This is a genomic window from Pseudomonas sp. P4_C1, from assembly GCF_056402155.1.
In genome coordinates, this window is record NZ_JBFUHY010000001.1 from 18288 (window position 1) to 34161 (window position 15874).

The following is a 15874-nucleotide window of genomic DNA, read 5'->3' on the forward strand; positions in this document are numbered from 1 at the left end:
GAATAACCTCGACGTTCTCCAGATGAACATCAGCAGTGCCATGGTGGTGGCCGCCAGGCATTGGCGCAAAATCTGCCAGACTACGCTGGTCAACTACGGAATCTCCGAAGCCTGCGCCGTTCCGCTGTTGATGATCGGGCGTCTGGGCGAGGGTGTGCGCCAGGTGACGGTGGCCCAGGCAGCAGGGATGGAGAGCCCGTCGCTGGTACGCCTGCTCGATCAACTGTGCCATGCCGGTTACGTCTGCCGCACCGAAGATGCACAGGATCGCCGCGCCAAATGCCTGAGCCTGACCGAAACCGGTCGGGAACTGGTGCAGGCGGTCGAAGTGGAGCTGGTGCGCTTGCGCCACGAAGTACTTGAAGGCATTGACCAGGGTGATCTGGAAGCTACGCTGCGGGTGCTGAGAGCTTTTGAAGCGGCCACACCGCCATCGGTGGCCAACTCTTGAACGGATTCTTCTCGGGCATGCCCCCGGCGCGGGACTGGTTCTACGGAGTCCGCACCTTCGCCGCATCGATGATCGCACTGTACATCGCCTTGCTTATGCAAATGCCGCGTCCGTACTGGGCGATGGCCACGGTGTACATCGTTTCCAGCCCGTTTCTCGGGCCTACCAGTTCCAAGGCGTTGTACCGGGCGGTCGGCACCTTTATCGGCGCTGCGGCGGCGGTTCTGTTCGTGCCGATGTTTGTGCAGAGCCCTTATGTGCTGGTGGTGGTGATTGCACTGTGGACCGGCACACTGCTGTTTCTGTCCCTGCATTTGCGCACGGCCAACAACTACGCCTTGATGCTCGCCGGTTACACCTTGCCGTTGATCGCCCTGCCGGTGGTGAACAACCCGCTGGGGGTGTGGGACGTGGCCGAAGCGCGGACCGAAGAAATCTTTCTCGGTATCGCCGTGGCGGCGGTGGTCGGTGCCATGTTCTGGCCCCGGCGTCTGGCGCCGGTGTTCAACGATTCGGTGAGCAAATGGTTTACCGATGCATCGACCTACAGCCTGCGTTTTCTCAGCCGTAACGTGCAACCTGAAGAAGTCAGCGCGTTGCGCGCATCGATGGTCGCCACGTTCAACTCCCTGGAGTTGATGATTGGTCAGTTGCCCCACGAAGGCTCGCGTCCGCAGACGGTGCGTAACACCAAGGAATTGCGCGGACGGATGATTCACCTGCTGCCTGTGATCGATGCCCTCGACGATGCGCTTTACGCCCTGGAACGACGCACTCCCGAGCTTGTGGACAAGTTCGCGCCGTTGCTGGCCGCCACCACCGAATGGCTCGAACACAAGGATGCCGATCTCGACCGCTGGCAGGCCCTGAAAGATCTACTTGAGGCCCTGCAACCTGCTCCCGAAGTGCTGGATGACCGCAAGCAACTGCTGTTCTCCAACGCCATTTACCGTCTCGGCGAATGGATCGATCTGTGGCAGGACTGCCGCAGCCTGCAATACGCCATCCAGTGCGAAAGCCAGGACAACTGGCGCGCGGTGTATCGGCACTGGCGGCTGGGACGGCTGACGCCGTTTCTGGATCGTGGCCTGATGTTCTATTCCGCTGCTTCCACCGTCACTGCGATAATCGTCGCTTCAGTGTTGTGGATTCTGCTCGGCTGGACCGATGGCGGCAGCGCCGTGATCCTGGCGGCGGTAGCGTGCAGCTTCTTTGCCTCGATGGACGACCCGGCGCCGCAGATTTACCGGTTCTTTTTCTGGACAGCGATGTCGGTGGTGTTCGCCAGCCTTTATCTGTTTCTGGTGCTGCCCAACCTGCATGACTTTCCGATGCTGGTGCTGGCGTTTGCCGTACCGTTCATTTGCGTCGGCACCCTGACGGTCAAGCCGCAGTTTTACCTGGGCATGCTGCTGACCCTGGTCAACACTTCGTCCTTCATCAGCATTCAGGGCGCTTACGACGCGGACTTCCTCAGTTTCGCCAACTCCAACCTGGCCGGTCCCATGGGGCTGCTGTTCGCGTTCATCTGGACCCTCATTGCCCGGCCGTTCGGGGCCGAACTTGCAGCCAAGCGCCTGACCCGTTTCAGCTGGCGTGACATTGTCGGCCTCTCCGAGCCGGCCACGTTGTCCGAGCATCGGCTTCTGGGCATACGGATGCTCGATCGGCTGATGCAGCATCTGCCGCGTCTGGCCATGACCGGCCAGGACTCTGGCGTGGCGCTGCGGGAAGTGCGAGTGGCGCTGAATCTGTTGGACCTGCTCGCTTATACGCCGCGGGTCCTCGGTGTGCCGCAGGTGCTGCTGCGCCAGGTGGTGGCCGAGGTTGGCGAGTACTTCAAGGCCTGTCTCAAGGCCGGTGAGCGCTTGCCGGCACCGAGCCCGTTGCTGATGACCCTCGACCGCACCCGTCGCGCCCTCAGCGGTGCCGGCGATGATGAAACCCGTCGGCATCTGCTGCACGCCCTGAGCGGCTTGCGTCTGGCACTGTTGCCCGGCGTCGAATTCGTCGGTGCCGCCGAGCCCGAAGAACCGCTTCCCCATGGCATTGATGGAGCGCCTTTATGATCGGTGACCTGGATCTGAGCGGGGTGTTCCTGCCCACGCTGCTGGTGCTGATGGGCATTACGTATGTGTTGTACCTGTTGGTGCACGGAGTGCTGACGCGCCTGCACTTTTACCGTCTGGTCTGGCACCGGGCATTGTTCAACGTGGCCCTCTACGCCTTGCTGCTTGGCGCTGTGGACTCACTCAGTCGATACCTGATGACATGAAAAAACCGTTTCTAACCCTGGGTCGCGTGGTGTTGACCCTGTTGATCGTGAGTTTCGCCGTTGTCGTGGTCTGGCGCATGGTGATGTATTACATGTTCGCGCCCTGGACTCGCGACGGGCACATCCGTGCCGACATCGTGCAAATCGCCCCGGACGTGTCCGGGCTGATCCAGCAAGTGGAGGTGCGCGACAACCAGTTGATCAAACGCGGCCAGGTGTTGTTCAGCATCGATCCGGACCGCTTCAAGCTGGCGCTGCGCCAGGCGAAAGCGGCCGTTGCCGACCGTGAAGAAACCCTGGCCCAGGCCCAGCGCGAGGCCAAGCGTAACAAGGGCCTGGGCAATCTGGTGCCGGGTGAACAACTGGAAGAAAGCCAGTCGAAAGTGGCCCGCGCCCAAGTGGCTTTGATGGAGGCCCAGGTGGCGGTGGACAGTGCACAACTCAACCTCGACCGCTCGGTGATCCGCAGCCCGGTGGACGGCTACGTCAACGACCGCGCGCCACGGGCCCAGGAGTTCGTCAGCGCCGGGCGTCCGGTGTTGTCGGTGGTCGACAGCAACTCATTCCATATCGATGGCTATTTCGAAGAAACCAAACTGAACGGCATCCATATCGGCCAAAGCGTCGACATACGGGTGATCGGCGACAATGCGCGCCTGCGCGGGCACGTGGAGAGCATCGTCGCCGGTATCGAAGACCGCGACCGCACCAGCGGCAACAACCTGCTGCCCAACGTCAACCCGGCGTTCAGCTGGGTGCGGCTGGCCCAGCGGATTCCAGTACGCATCGCCTTCGATGACGTGCCGGAAGATTTCCGCATGATCGCCGGGCGCACCGCCACGGTATCGATCATCGATGATCAAAAGCGGGAGCTGGCGCAATGAGCAAGGCCTCGGGTTTGGCGGTCGCCGGGTTAGGCTTGCTGCTGTCGGCGTGTCAGATGGTCGGGCCGGATTATCATTTGCCCGAAGAGGCGGCTGTCCATCGTCCAGACTTCCAGGGCGATCTGGCGGTGGATGGTAAAACGGTGGTGTCCGCGCCGGTGCCGGCCGATTGGTGGCGTTTGTATCAGGACCCGCGACTCGATCAGTTGGTGCAACAGGCCATGGCCTCCAACACTGATTTGCGCGTGGCGGCGGCCAGCTTGTCGCGGTCTCGCGCTCAGGTCGATGAGGCGCAAGCGGCGGGCGGCTGGAGTGGCGGCGTGCAGATGGGCGCCCAGCGCTTGCAGGAGTCCGGCCAGGCGTTCCTGATCCCGGAAAAAGTGCCGGTGGCCAACATTGGCGATATCGGCATCAGCGCGTCGTACCAGTTCGACCTGTTCGGCACCTTGCAACGCGGCATCGAAGCGGCCAAGGCCAACGCCGATGCAACTCAGGCAGCCGCCGATACGGCACGCATCACCGTGGTGGCCGACGTGGTTCGGGCTTACACCCAGGTGTGCGCGGCCAATGAAGAGCGGGAAATTGCCCAGCACTCCCTCGACCTGCAAGCCCAGAGCACGACGCTGATCCAGCGCCTGCGCGATGCCGGGCGTGGCGACGAAACCCAGGTCACTCGCTCGCAAACCCAATTCAAATCCCTGCGCGCGGACATGCCGCGTTATGAGGCGGCGCGTCAGGCCGGGCTCTACCGCTTGTCGATGTTGCTGGCCAAACCTGTGGATCAATTGCCGGCCGGCACCGCCACTTGCGACGAGCTGCCAAAAATCGCGCAGTTGATCCCGGTGGGCGATGGCGCCGCGTTGCTCAAGCGTCGCCCGGATGTGCGGCAGGCCGAGCGGCGGCTGGCGGCCGCGACGGCCGGTATTGGCGTCGCCACGGGTGAGCTGTACCCGAATATCAGCATCGGCGCGACCATCGGTACCGTCGGTATCCTGGACGATCTCGGCGACCCGTCCACCAACCGCTGGGGCTTCGGTCCGTCGCTGACCTGGAAGGTGCCGACCAACGGCGCCCGGGCGCGTATCCGCGAGGCCGAGGCGGTGACCCAGGCGACGCTGGCGCATTTCGATGGGGTGGTGCTCAACGCCATTCGTGAAACCCAGACCGGCCTCGCCCAATACACCGCGTTATTGCAACGTCGCGATGCCTTGGCGGACGCCGAGCAATCGGCAAAACTGGCGGCCGACCAGACCCACCGCTTCTTCCAGGCCGGGCGCGCCTCGTTCCTGGCCGACCTGCAAGCCACCCGCACCTACATCGACGTCACGGCGCAACTGGCGGCCGCGAACACCCAGGTTGCCGCAAGCCAGATCGATTTGTTCCTCGCCTTGGGCGGCGGTTGGGAAAGCGGACGAACGCAAGCGTCGAACTCCGGCAAACCCTGAGGCCATTGCTATGCTTTGAAGTGTTGGACGGGCGTCTGTGCAAAGCGCCCTTTCTTCGCACAAGGCACGCGCAGGTCAGGGGGAAACCAAGAATGAAAAACCCTTATGCTCTCGGCTTCTGGTGCGCCATCGTGGCATTAGTGCTGCTGTCGGCCACCTATTTCTACGGCATCATGCTGGCCCACCAGATCGACAAGGCTCTGGCGTTCCTCGACAGTGCCGTCGCGCTGATTGCGGTGATGTCCATTGCGGTGGTGGCCTGGGCCTCGGTCCAGAATCAACGCATCAAGAAAAGACAACTCGAACAAGGCAAGACCCTGGTCCTGATCTGGGACACCAAGGTGGCGTTGCGTCGTGTCGAAACGGTGTTCGACCGTTATTTCTGGGGCAGTTACTGGCAGCCGGGGCGCACGTTTCAGGAAGTCATGGGCGAATTGACCGGCACGCCGCTGGAAAAAAGCCTCGAGAGCCTGAAAAAACAATGCCTGGCGCTGGACCGGCAAGTGGCTGACGACGGTCGGCACTGGCTCAGCAATGCCCGGGAACTGGCCGATGTCGCCACGGCCATGGCCCGCGAACGTTATCAACTGGACGTCTGCGACCCGCGTGCGGAAGTGACGGGCGGGGCGGTGATCAACCGCGACTTCGAAGTGCTGGTGTACACCTGGACTGCGCGGCTCAAAAGCTTTGATCATCAGCTGGATGAGATCGAGGTCCAATACTCTTGAGTTGATATCGGCTGTTCGATCGCCATCGCGAGCAGGCTCGCTGCTACATTGGAATGCATTCCCCTTGTAGGAGCGAGCCTGCTCGCGATGGCAATTGCATTGACTGCGAATATCTCCAACCGCGTGAACACCCCCCAAGACACTCTTTCACCTTTAATCATTGGGCCGCTCGTCGCGCCCGGTGCTAATCTCCATTCCACTTTCAGCACAGTCGAGCCGCAACCTGTCATGGGTTCAGGGAAGACGACCTCACTTTCAACAACGGACATCGAACGGGTCATACATGAATAAATCAGCAGGCGTGCTACTGGGAATCGTTGTCGCAATCGGTGCCGTCAGCGCAGGCGGAGCCTGGTTCACCGGCACCAAAATCGAAGGTGTGTTGAACACCTCGATTGCCAATGCCAACAAGGAATTGCAGGCAGCCATGGTCGGTTCCAACGGCACAGCGTCTCTGGAACTGGTGTCGCTGGAGCGTCATGTATTCAGCAGCACCGCGCACTACCGTCTCAAGGGCGAAGGCGAAATGTTCGGCGAAGCGCCGGTCGAGTTGCTGTTTGTCGATCACATCGAACACGGCCCGTTGCCGTTCTCGCGGCTGATGTCACTGAAGTGGTTGCCAGTCTTGGCGACCAATCACTACGAACTGGAAAAGACCCCGTCCACCGAGAAGTGGTTTGCCGCCGCCAAGGACAAATCCCCACTGACCGGCGTGGTCAACATCGGCTATGACAACGCTACCAATGGCACCTTCGAGTTGCAGCCGCTGGAAATGGCCCTGGATGACAAGTCGAGCATGAAGTTTTCCGGCTTGAGCATGGACGTCGATGCCAGCGCCCAGGCGCAGAAGGTCAAGGCCAGTGGCTACATGGACAGTCTGAAAGTGACCACCGTGTCCGAAGACCAGGCACCGGTGCAGGTTGAATTGAACGGCCTGACCCTGGCCAGCAACCTGACAAAAAGTACCTACGGTTTCTACACCGGCGAAAACGTCCTTGAACTGGCCAGCGGCAAATCGACTTTTGGCGTCAAGCAGTCGGTGCTGGACTTCAAGAAATTCGAGATGAAGAACCTGACCGAAGAAAAGGGCAGCAGCGCCTCCGGGCGTGCCGATTACAAGGTCAGCGAAGTGTCCTTGAATGGCAAGACCATCGGTTCCGGTGCGCTGACCATGAGCCTGAAGAACCTCGACATTCCGGCCAGCCTGTCGTTGATGCAGGTTTACCAGAGCAAACTGCAGCCGTATGAGCGGGCGGCAGCCGAAGCGACGGCGGCCGGTCTGCCGGCACCGGAGCTGAAACTGACCGAAGCTGAAGAAGCACTGCTCAAGTCCAGCCTGGAAAAACTGCTGGCGGCCGGTCCGCAAGTGGCCCTGGAAAACCTGTCGTTCAACACCGCCAACGGTGAGAGCCGCGCCAACATGGTGCTCGACCTGACCAAGCCACAAGCCATCGACCTGCCGACCGATCAGTTGGTCAGGCAGCTGATTGCGCTGCTGGACTTCAAGTTGCAAGTGTCCAAACCCATGTTGGTCGATGTGCTCACCGTGCAATCGCAAATCGACGGCCAGACCGATGCCAAGCTGATTGCCGACCAGGCCACTGCCACCGCAGACATGTTCAGCAGCATGGCGGTCGGCAGCCAACTGGCAAAACTGGACGGCAACAATATCGTCACCAACTTGCATTACGCCAACAATCAGGTGGACTTCAACGGCCAGAAAATGACCGTCGAAGAGTTTGCCGGTTTTGTGATGAGCAAGTTCCAGGGTACTGGCGCCACCGAATAACGGCGACCTTGTAACCCGGTAACGTCCTAATGCCAGTCAGTTAAGCCCCGGACATTGTGGGAGCGAGCTTGCTCGCGATAGCGGACCGTCAGGCACCCCTTGTGTGACTGTCCAACCGTCATCGCGAGCAAGCTCGCTCCCACAAGATTTGCGGTGTTCAAACGCTTAACTGACTGGCATTACGGCAGCGCCCGGTCTCTGCATCGCGCAGGCGCCGGGCGTTTTGCTGTCCGCCCCCTAGGGAATGTCACGGATCAGTCGCCATGCCTCTTCCCATGGCAACGTTTGTTTCATCCGCTCGGCGAGCATCGCCATGGCCCGGTCCATCTCGCAGGCGACCGCCGCCGACACCACGCCGTTTTTTCCGAACAGGCCTATGAAAGGCGGATCGTAAGGGTCACCCTTGAACTCGACTTCATCCCAGGCCTCGGCGTGCCCGAGGTAGTCGTAGGTTTTACCGAAATGCCAGGTCCAGAAAAACGGCACGTCGAGGTAATGCTCGTCACCGCCTAGCATATTGGCCGCAGCGATCCGCGCCTGCTGTTGGGCCAGTCGCCAGTGTTCGATGCGCAGGTATTGGTTGTTCAGCGGGAACGTGGCGATATCGCCAGCCGCCCAGAGACCGTCGGCCACGCGCATTGTGCCGTCGACACGCAGCGAGTGATCCTGCTCTTTCGCCAGCCCGGTGAAGGCCGCAGTGGCTGGCGTGACGCCAATGCCGACCAGCACCAGATCGGCCGGCAAACGTTGGCCGTTGTCCAGGCGCACGGCTTCGACCTTGTCCGTCCCTTCGATCTGTGCCGCATTGCCCCGGGTATGAAACACGACGCCATTGGCTTCATGCCGTGCGCGAATGGCCTTGCCGACCGTGTCACCGAACTGCTTGGCAAACGGCACTTCGTGGCGGGCCAGCACGGTCACGTTCAGGCCAAGCTGGCGCAGGGACGAGGCGGACTCCATGGCAATGAAACTGTCGCCGATGATCACCACCCGCTGGCCGGCGCTGGCGCTGTCCAGAATCTGCTGCGCATGGGCTTTGGAGCGTAAGACGAACACTTGCGGCAGGTCGGCGCCGGGCAGCGTCAGCGGGTTGGGTACGCCGCCGGTGGCCAGCAGCGCGGCGTCGTATGTCAGTGATTGGCCATCAGTCAGCCGCAGCGTCCTGTTTGGCGCATCCAGGCTTGCCACTTCGCCTTGCAGGCGCTCGATACGCTGCTCGCGGTAAAAGTCCTCGTCACGCAGCGGCGGGACTTCGTGCAACGGCATCTCCCCGGCGATCACGTATTTGCTCAGCGCGGTGCGGTCGTATCCGGCGTCGGCTTCGCGGTCGATCAACAGCAACCGGCCGCCGAAACCTTTCTCGCGCAACGCCGCTGCCGCTGCCGTACCTGCCGCGCCAGCGCCGATAATAATGAAGGTTCGTGGATCGTCGGCCGGTGGCGTGTGGGCGTCCGACAACGGCTGGTCGCCGACCCAGATGTCGCCGTCGCGGATTTCGAGGGGGTAGCGCTTGAGGCTGTCCAGGGCTGGCGGTTCACACAGCCCGCCATCCTCGATCCGAAACTGCGCCTTGTGCCACGGACAGGTCAGGCGCCCGTTGCATACCGCACCGTCAGCCAGCGGGGCTCCGGCATGAGGGCATTCGGCCTGATAAGCGCGCAGTTGCTCACCGGCCCGCAACAGCAGAATCTTGCTGTCCTGGACCTGCACTTCCAGACCCCGGTCTTCGGGCACATTGGCGACACGCGCAACGCGATGCAGAGTCATGATTGCTCTCCAGACAGACGTTTCACTTATGAGTCTGGTGCCTATCGCGAGGTTCAGCCAATTCCCCCTGCCAAGGTGCGAACGGTCCGGCTATAGTTTGCACGCCGACGACGGCCCAACACGCACAAGGTGCTCCGGTATGCCCCGATTGACCTCAATGAACCCTTGGCTCGCGGCCGTAGCCGTCGCCCTTTGCGTGCAGTTCCCGGCGCAGGCCCAGGAGCGCTTCACCCTGAACATTCCGGGCGTCTCCGATGACCGTCTGTTCACATTGGCCGCCGCCAGCGATGCCGCAGGCTGCGGCGGACACAACATTTCCCCGGCGTTGAACTGGAACACCGGACCGGCAGCCACCCAAAGTTACGCCATCGTCATGCACGACCCGGACGGCCAGAAGGGCCAGGGCGCCGATCACTGGGTGCATTACGGCATCAAGGCCGGCACTCACCAGATCCCGGCGGGCGCCGGGACCAAACCCGGCCTCGAAGGCTTCGGCGGTACCAACAGCAAAAACACCACCGGCTACATCGGCCCCTGCCCACCCGTTGGCGACAGCGCGCATCACTACATCATCCAGATCTACGCCCTGGACCTGGCCCCGGACGCCTTGCCCGCCGGCCTGACCCGTGTGCAGTTGCTGGAAAAAATCAAAGGCCACGTCCTGAGAAACAGCAGTGTGGTGCGGCGCTATCACCGCTAAAGGCTGATCGCTCAGCAGATTTGCAGAACACTGAAGTGCGCAGCATTCCGGGGATTTGGCATCCACCCCCGAAAGCGCGCACTATCAGGCTATAGCCGATGCGTTGGAGGATGCCGTGGCAAAAAAAATCGACCGCATCGCCCAAATGCTCAACTGCCCGCAAAAGGGAGAAGAACTGCGGCGAGCGATTACCGAGAGTCGCAAGGATTTTCTGCTGAATCAGCCGGAAGAGGATCTTGTTGAAGACGACGACCTTGAAGAGGAGCTCTTCGAGGACGACGAGGACGATGATGAGTACGACGAGTTTGACTGGACGACAGAATGAAAAAAACCGCTTCGGCGGTTTTTTTGTGGGCCAGGACAGCACCGGTCGGAGACTCGTTGACCCTCGTGCAAGGAATGGAACACTATAAGGTACTTTTTTTCGTACCTTTGGGGCCGTCATGGAACAGCTACTTGCAAGCCGTTCGGTCAGCATCACCGAGCTCAAGCGCAGCCCGAGCACTGTCATTGAGCAAGCGGGTTCCGAGCCTGTTGCCGTGCTCAACCACAATCGCCCAGCCGCCTATCTTTTACCGCACGCGGCCTATCAACAGCTGCTGGATCGGCTACACGCTGCCGAACTTCGTGAAGCCATTGCAGCCAGCCGCAACGATCCGCGTCCGGCCATCGCTGCCGATACCGTGTTTGCCGAGCTTGAAGCGCTGATTGATGAGGTAGCAGCCGAGCAAAACCGTCCATGAGGCAATTGCTTTTCTCTGCATTGGCACGGGACGATCTGCTGCAAGTCGCTCGTTTTATCGCCCGGGACAACCCTGAACGGGCTCGGACGTTTGTGGGTGAGCTACGTAGGCAGTGCACACGGTTGATTGAACAACCGAATCTGGGTGTTTCAAGAGACGATTGCGCGAAGGGATTACGAATGCTTGCCCATGGTCGATATCTGGTTTTCTACTGTTTGATGGACGACGGGATCAAGGTCGAACGCGTGCTGCATAGCGCGAGAGACATTGGCCGGCTGTTTGAAAAAAACAGCATTGATCATTAGGCGCCAAGCCTTCAAACGCCCACAAAAAAAGCCCCAGACCCATAAGGCCTGAGGCTTTCTCGTTACAACGTATGGTGCACCAGGCGGGATTCGAACCCACGACCCCTGCCTTCGGAGGGCAGTACTCTATCCAGCTGAGCTACTGGTGCAGCGGGCGCCATGATACTCATATGCGCTGCGGGCGTCCATGCTGCTGAATCGCCTGCGTTTTTTTAAAGCTGTAATGCGCGTTTGCTACGTTGATCAGAAAAAATAGGCAAAAGCGTCGTTTTCGTTCTTTTTTTCGAACAGGCTATTGTCCTTTACCCCCTTTGATCCTAGGATTCGTTTGAGATTTCAAACGCTCATCTCTGGGTGCTGAACCGCGCGATTTGAATCAGTGCGCTATTTATGTGCTTCAGCCCGGTGAATGATTTCCCTGACGGCAGCCTATCGAGGCGCCTTTCAACAATCATAATTTGCTCCGCATTCATTGCGGTGCTGTTAAGGAAAGCCGACATGCAGCTTAAAGACACCCAGTTGTTCCGCCAGCAAGCCTTCATCGATGGCGCGTGGGTTGATGCGGACAATGGTCAGACGATCAAGGTCAACAACCCGGCAACGGGCGAAATTCTGGGCACCGTGCCGAAAATGGGCGCTGCCGAAACCCGCCGTGCGATCGAAGCTGCTGACAAAGCGCTGCCGGCCTGGCGTGCACTGACCGCCAAGGAACGTGCGACCAAGCTGCGTCGCTGGTTTGAGTTGATCATCGAGAACCAGGACGACCTGGCTCGCCTGATGACCCTGGAACAAGGCAAGCCATTGGCCGAAGCCAAGGGCGAAATCGTTTACGCCGCTTCCTTCATCGAATGGTTCGCCGAAGAAGCCAAGCGCATCTACGGTGACGTGATTCCGGGCCACCAGCCAGACAAGCGCCTGATCGTGATCAAGCAGCCAATCGGCGTGACCGCTGCCATCACCCCGTGGAACTTCCCGGCTGCAATGATCACCCGTAAAGCCGGCCCGGCCCTGGCCGCCGGTTGCACCATGGTGCTCAAGCCTGCTTCGCAAACTCCTTTTTCTGCTTTCGCCCTGGCTGAACTGGCTCAGCGTGCCGGTATCCCGGCTGGCGTGTTCAGCGTTGTTTCCGGTAGCGCCGGCGACATCGGCAGCGAGCTGACCAGCAACCCGATCGTGCGCAAGCTGTCCTTCACCGGTTCGACCGAAATCGGTCGTCAACTGATGTCGGAATGCGCCAAGGACATCAAGAAAGTCTCCCTGGAACTGGGCGGCAACGCTCCGTTCATCGTGTTCGACGACGCGGACCTGGATAAGGCCGTCGAAGGCGCGATCATTTCCAAATATCGCAACAACGGTCAGACCTGCGTCTGCGCCAACCGCCTGTACATTCAGGATTCGGTCTACGACGCGTTCGCCGAGAAGCTGAAAGTGGCTGTGGCAAAGCTCAAGATCGGTAACGGTCTGGAAGCAGGCACCACCACTGGCCCGCTGATCGACGAAAAAGCCGTGGCCAAGGTGCAAGAGCACATTGCCGACGCCGTTTCCAAAGGCGCCACCGTGCTGTCCGGCGGCAAGTCGATGGAAGGCAACTTCTTTGAGCCGACCATCCTGACCAACGTGCCGAATAACGCTGCCGTGGCCAAGGAAGAAACCTTCGGTCCATTGGCTCCACTGTTCCGCTTCAAAGACGAAGCCGATGTGATCGCGATGTCCAACGACACCGAGTTCGGTCTGGCCTCGTACTTCTATGCTCGCGACCTGGGTCGTGTGTTCCGTGTGGCTGAAGCCCTGGAATACGGCATGGTCGGCGTCAACACCGGGTTGATCTCCAACGAAGTCGCGCCGTTCGGCGGCATCAAGGCCTCGGGCCTGGGCCGTGAAGGCTCCAAGTACGGCATCGAAGATTACCTGGAAATCAAATACCTCTGCCTGGGCATCTAAGCCAGTAAGAGCATTGCTTCAAGCGCAAAGGGCACGAGAGCGCTGTCCCTTTGCGCCGCTTCAAACCGGAATATTCTCGGTGACCGGGAACGCCGTGGCAGTCGATCATCGCATGCTGCCGCCGTTGCTCCCTGTCGCTTTATCCTTGAACCACGCCGCCCGATGAGCGGTGAATGAGGACTGTATGAGCAAGACTAACGCTGATTTGATGGCCCGCCGTACCGCTGCTGTTCCACGTGGTGTTGGCCAGATTCACCCGATCTTCGCCGATTCCGCGAAGAACGCGACCGTGACCGACGTCGAAGGTCGTGAGTTCATCGACTTCGCCGGCGGTATCGCCGTACTGAACACCGGCCACCTGCACCCGAAAGTCATCGCCGCCGTGACCGAGCAGTTGAACAAGCTGACCCACACCTGTTTCCAGGTTCTGGCCTACGAGCCGTACGTGGAAGTGTGCGAAAAAATCAACGCCAAGGTGCCGGGTGATTTCGACAAGAAAACCCTGCTGGTGACCACCGGCTCCGAAGCCGTGGAAAACTCCATCAAGATCGCCCGTGCCGCCACTGGCCGTGCCGGCGTGATCGCGTTCACCGGTGCTTACCACGGTCGCACCATGATGACCCTGGGCCTGACCGGTAAAGTCGTGCCTTACTCGGCCGGCATGGGCCTGATGCCAGGCGGCATCTTCCGCGCGCTGTACCCGAATGAACTGCACGGTGTGAGCATCGACGACTCGATCGCTTCCATCGAACGCATCTTCAAGAACGACGCCGAGCCGAAAGACATCGCCGCGATCATCATCGAACCGGTTCAGGGCGAAGGCGGTTTCTACGTCGCTCCTAAAGAGTTCATGAAACGTCTGCGTGCCCTGTGCGACCAGCACGGCATCCTGCTGATCGCTGACGAAGTACAGACTGGCGCTGGCCGTACCGGCACCTTCTTCGCCATGGAACAGATGGGCGTTGCTGCCGACCTGACCACCTTCGCCAAATCCATCGCTGGCGGCTTCCCGCTGGCCGGTGTTTGCGGCAAGGCCGAATACATGGACGCCATCGCTCCAGGCGGCCTGGGCGGCACCTACGCCGGTAGCCCGATCGCTTGCGCCGCGGCCCTGGCCGTGATGGAAGTGTTCGAGGAAGAGCACCTGCTGGACCGTTGCAAGGCTGTTGGCGAGCGTCTGGTAACCGGTCTGAAGGCCATCCAGGCCAAGTACCCGGTGATCGGTGAAGTCCGTGCCCTGGGCGCGATGATCGCTGTCGAGCTGTTCGAAAACGGCGACAGCCACAAGCCGAACGCCGCAGCCGTGGCGTCCGTTGTGGCCAAGGCTCGCGACAAGGGTCTGATCCTGCTGTCCTGCGGCACCTACGGCAACGTTCTGCGCGTCCTGGTACCGCTGACCTCGCCGGACGAGCAACTGGACAAAGGCCTGGCGATCATCGAAGAGTGCTTCTCCGAGCTCTGATCACTCAGTGTGACCTGATCCACAAAAAACCCGCTTCGGCGGGTTTTTTCATTCCCCTTGAAACGCATCCCGCGCATTAGCGCTGTATCGAATGGCCAGCTTTGGCTAAGGTTCCTGCATTGCCAGGGAGAGCTGTATGACAACTGTCATTTTACCCGCGGTTCCGAGAGTCCTGATTGCCGAGGCCGACCCCTGGTCCCGGGATTTGCTCAAGGAAGTGTTGTTGAACGTACGCTGCGATGCGCGGCTGGATCTGTGCGCCGATGGTCAGCAGGCCTTGGAGTTGCTGGCGGACAACCCCTATGACCTGGTGATAGCCGACTGGGAGTTGCCGGGCGTCGATGGCCTGAATGTCCTGCGCAACGTCCGTCAGCGCAAACGCAATCCGCCCATGCCGTTCATTCTGATGAGCAGTCGCAACGACAGTGCCAGCGTGCGCGAGGCCTTGCCGTTGGCGCCGGCCGCGTACCTGACCAAGCCCCTGAACATGGAAAGCCTGACCCAGCGGTTGCAGGCGTTGCTGCTGAACGCTGGCGAAGAAGTCTCATGCGAAGTGCCGTCGCTGGCGCCGGGGATGACATTGGCGGTGTATTTGGAGCGTCGACGGGAATTGGCCGACGGCGCGCCATTGATGACCGACGTGCAAGTGGCGGTCAAACGCAGCCTCAACCCCAATGGCCTCGATCTGACGGTGCTGGAAGACGAAATCCGCACCGATCCGCAGGTCACGGCCGTGCTGATCGCCGCTGCCAACAGCGCGGCCCAGCACCACGGCGCCGCTGTGCAAACCCTGTCCCAGGCACTGCATCGCCTTGGCACCGGGCAGAGCATGAACCTGATTCTCGGGCTGGCGCTCAAGCGCAGTGCCCGGCTCAGCGATCCGCAATTGGCCGACTATGCCGAGCGTTACTGGGATCTGTCCCTGCACACCGCCGAATACGCGCGAACCCTGGCGCGCTTGCTAGATCTGGATCAGGAGCGCTGCTATTGCGCCGGCATGTTGCATCGTCTCGGCGATCTGGCGTTGCTGCGCTGTTTGCAGGAATGGAAACAGGCCGGTGGCGAACTGGACGAGCAGGAGGAAGTGGGCGAAGCGCTGGTTGAGTTTGGCGCGGCCTATGGTTCGGCCCTGCGCACGCGCTGGCGTCTGCCGCTGGAGTTGCGGGAGCTGATTGCGGCGGCCTACCAGCTCGGTGGCGGGGTTTACTCCCGCGAAGCGCTGGTGATGAACATGGCAGCGCAGCTGGCGCGCCTGACCGAGCATGAGGGTATCGAGATGCTGGCGAAGAGCCGGACGGCGCGGTTGCTCAAGATCGGTTTGCCGGAGTTGATGCGTTTGCGCAGGAAGTAAGTACACCACCAACCCCTGTGGGAGCGAGCTTGC

General features: G+C 60.7%; 15 protein-coding genes and 1 tRNA gene. 14 read left to right on the plus strand and 2 right to left on the minus strand.

Annotation, left to right across the window (positions count from 1 at the left end; translation table 11 throughout):
• Window positions 1–22 precede the first annotated feature (22 nt).
• The 7 genes from AC1DU9_RS00090 to AC1DU9_RS00120 all read left to right on the plus strand — a co-directional run bounded on the left by AC1DU9_RS00090 (window position 23) and on the right by AC1DU9_RS00120 (window position 7572).
• A complete protein-coding gene (locus AC1DU9_RS00090; RefSeq protein ID WP_223463244.1) occupies window positions 23–451 on the plus strand; it encodes a MarR family winged helix-turn-helix transcriptional regulator in 429 nt (142 codons plus the stop codon).
• Window positions 448–2520, plus strand: coding sequence for an FUSC family protein (locus AC1DU9_RS00095; RefSeq protein WP_223463245.1), 2073 nt, complete (start codon window positions 448–450; stop codon window positions 2518–2520). The genes AC1DU9_RS00090 and AC1DU9_RS00095 overlap by 4 nt, the downstream gene beginning before the upstream one ends.
• Window positions 2517–2726, plus strand: coding sequence for a DUF1656 domain-containing protein (locus AC1DU9_RS00100; RefSeq protein ID WP_007987399.1), 210 nt, complete (start codon window positions 2517–2519; stop codon window positions 2724–2726). Before AC1DU9_RS00095 ends, AC1DU9_RS00100 begins: the two co-directional genes overlap by 4 nt.
• Entirely contained in the window at window positions 2723–3610 is an 888-nt protein-coding gene (locus AC1DU9_RS00105) for an efflux RND transporter periplasmic adaptor subunit (protein ID WP_457265713.1), read from the plus strand. The genes AC1DU9_RS00100 and AC1DU9_RS00105 overlap by 4 nt, the downstream gene beginning before the upstream one ends.
• The gene (locus AC1DU9_RS00110) at window positions 3607–5055 is read left to right on the plus strand and encodes an efflux transporter outer membrane subunit (RefSeq protein ID WP_223463246.1); all 1449 of its coding nucleotides are present in this window, start codon (window positions 3607–3609) and stop codon (window positions 5053–5055) included. Before AC1DU9_RS00105 ends, AC1DU9_RS00110 begins: the two co-directional genes overlap by 4 nt.
• Before the next feature lie 92 nt (window positions 5056–5147).
• Entirely contained in the window at window positions 5148–5783 is a 636-nt protein-coding gene (locus AC1DU9_RS00115) for an NADH:ubiquinone oxidoreductase subunit N (protein WP_116264423.1), read from the plus strand.
• Window positions 5784–6066: 283 nt separating this feature from the next.
• Window positions 6067–7572, plus strand: a complete 1506-nt coding sequence (locus AC1DU9_RS00120) for a YdgA family protein (protein WP_223463247.1) — start codon at window positions 6067–6069, stop codon at window positions 7570–7572.
• Between the two features lie 237 nt (window positions 7573–7809).
• On the opposite strand, the gene AC1DU9_RS00125 is transcribed toward AC1DU9_RS00120, so the two are convergent.
• A complete protein-coding gene (locus tag AC1DU9_RS00125) occupies window positions 7810–9339 on the minus strand; it encodes an FAD-dependent oxidoreductase (protein WP_223463248.1) in 1530 nt (509 codons plus the stop codon).
• Window positions 9340–9478: 139 nt separating this feature from the next.
• On the opposite strand from AC1DU9_RS00125, the gene AC1DU9_RS00130 reads away from it, so the two are divergent.
• From AC1DU9_RS00130 to AC1DU9_RS00145, 4 genes are all read left to right on the plus strand, one after another.
• Window positions 9479–10039, plus strand: a complete 561-nt coding sequence (locus tag AC1DU9_RS00130; RefSeq protein WP_223463249.1) for a YbhB/YbcL family Raf kinase inhibitor-like protein — start codon at window positions 9479–9481, stop codon at window positions 10037–10039.
• Window positions 10040–10094: 55 nt separating this feature from the next.
• On the plus strand, window positions 10095–10364 hold the full coding sequence (locus AC1DU9_RS00135; protein ID WP_223463250.1) for a hypothetical protein: 270 nt from the start codon (window positions 10095–10097) through the stop codon (window positions 10362–10364).
• Between the two features lie 118 nt (window positions 10365–10482).
• A complete protein-coding gene (locus AC1DU9_RS00140; RefSeq protein WP_477809597.1) occupies window positions 10483–10782 on the plus strand; it encodes a type II toxin-antitoxin system Phd/YefM family antitoxin in 300 nt (99 codons plus the stop codon).
• A complete protein-coding gene (locus AC1DU9_RS00145; RefSeq protein ID WP_223463252.1) occupies window positions 10779–11087 on the plus strand; it encodes a type II toxin-antitoxin system RelE/ParE family toxin in 309 nt (102 codons plus the stop codon). The genes AC1DU9_RS00140 and AC1DU9_RS00145 overlap by 4 nt, the downstream gene beginning before the upstream one ends.
• A 72-nt stretch (window positions 11088–11159) precedes the next feature.
• On the opposite strand, the gene AC1DU9_RS00150 is transcribed toward AC1DU9_RS00145, so the two are convergent.
• Window positions 11160–11236, minus strand: a tRNA-Arg gene (locus AC1DU9_RS00150).
• Between the two features lie 349 nt (window positions 11237–11585).
• Here AC1DU9_RS00150 and gabD point away from each other — a divergent pair.
• From gabD to AC1DU9_RS00165, 3 genes are all read left to right on the plus strand, one after another.
• Window positions 11586–13028, plus strand: coding sequence for an NADP-dependent succinate-semialdehyde dehydrogenase (gene gabD / locus AC1DU9_RS00155; RefSeq protein ID WP_218429539.1), 1443 nt, complete (start codon window positions 11586–11588; stop codon window positions 13026–13028).
• A gap of 184 nt (window positions 13029–13212) precedes the next feature.
• Window positions 13213–14490, plus strand: a complete 1278-nt coding sequence (gene gabT / locus AC1DU9_RS00160; protein WP_223463254.1) for a 4-aminobutyrate--2-oxoglutarate transaminase — start codon at window positions 13213–13215, stop codon at window positions 14488–14490.
• Window positions 14491–14626: 136 nt separating this feature from the next.
• Window positions 14627–15841 carry a response regulator gene (locus tag AC1DU9_RS00165; protein ID WP_223463255.1) on the plus strand — a complete coding sequence of 405 codons (1215 nt, stop codon included), beginning with the start codon at window positions 14627–14629 and terminating at the stop codon, window positions 15839–15841.
• Window positions 15842–15874: the final 33 nt, after the last annotated feature.

Bases quoted from the DNA above. Each gene is read 5' to 3' on its own strand.
- AC1DU9_RS00145 (WP_223463252.1), top strand. From the start codon at position 10,779: ATGAGGCAATTGCTTTTCTCTGCATTGGCACGGGACGATCTGCTGCAA.
- AC1DU9_RS00125 (WP_223463248.1), bottom strand. From the start codon at position 9,339: ATGACTCTGCATCGCGTTGCGCGTGTCGCCAATGTGCCCGAAGACCGG.
- AC1DU9_RS00090 (WP_223463244.1), top strand. From the start codon at position 23: ATGAACATCAGCAGTGCCATGGTGGTGGCCGCCAGGCATTGGCGCAAA.
- AC1DU9_RS00110 (WP_223463246.1), top strand. From the start codon at position 3,607: ATGAGCAAGGCCTCGGGTTTGGCGGTCGCCGGGTTAGGCTTGCTGCTG.
- AC1DU9_RS00140 (WP_477809597.1), top strand. From the start codon at position 10,483: ATGGAACAGCTACTTGCAAGCCGTTCGGTCAGCATCACCGAGCTCAAG.
- gabD (WP_218429539.1), top strand. From the start codon at position 11,586: ATGCAGCTTAAAGACACCCAGTTGTTCCGCCAGCAAGCCTTCATCGAT.
- gabT (WP_223463254.1), top strand. From the start codon at position 13,213: ATGAGCAAGACTAACGCTGATTTGATGGCCCGCCGTACCGCTGCTGTT.
- AC1DU9_RS00100 (WP_007987399.1), top strand. From the start codon at position 2,517: ATGATCGGTGACCTGGATCTGAGCGGGGTGTTCCTGCCCACGCTGCTG.
- AC1DU9_RS00165 (WP_223463255.1), top strand. From the start codon at position 14,627: ATGACAACTGTCATTTTACCCGCGGTTCCGAGAGTCCTGATTGCCGAG.
- AC1DU9_RS00130 (WP_223463249.1), top strand. From the start codon at position 9,479: ATGCCCCGATTGACCTCAATGAACCCTTGGCTCGCGGCCGTAGCCGTC.
- AC1DU9_RS00115 (WP_116264423.1), top strand. From the start codon at position 5,148: ATGAAAAACCCTTATGCTCTCGGCTTCTGGTGCGCCATCGTGGCATTA.
- AC1DU9_RS00120 (WP_223463247.1), top strand. From the start codon at position 6,067: ATGAATAAATCAGCAGGCGTGCTACTGGGAATCGTTGTCGCAATCGGT.
- AC1DU9_RS00105 (WP_457265713.1), top strand. From the start codon at position 2,723: ATGAAAAAACCGTTTCTAACCCTGGGTCGCGTGGTGTTGACCCTGTTG.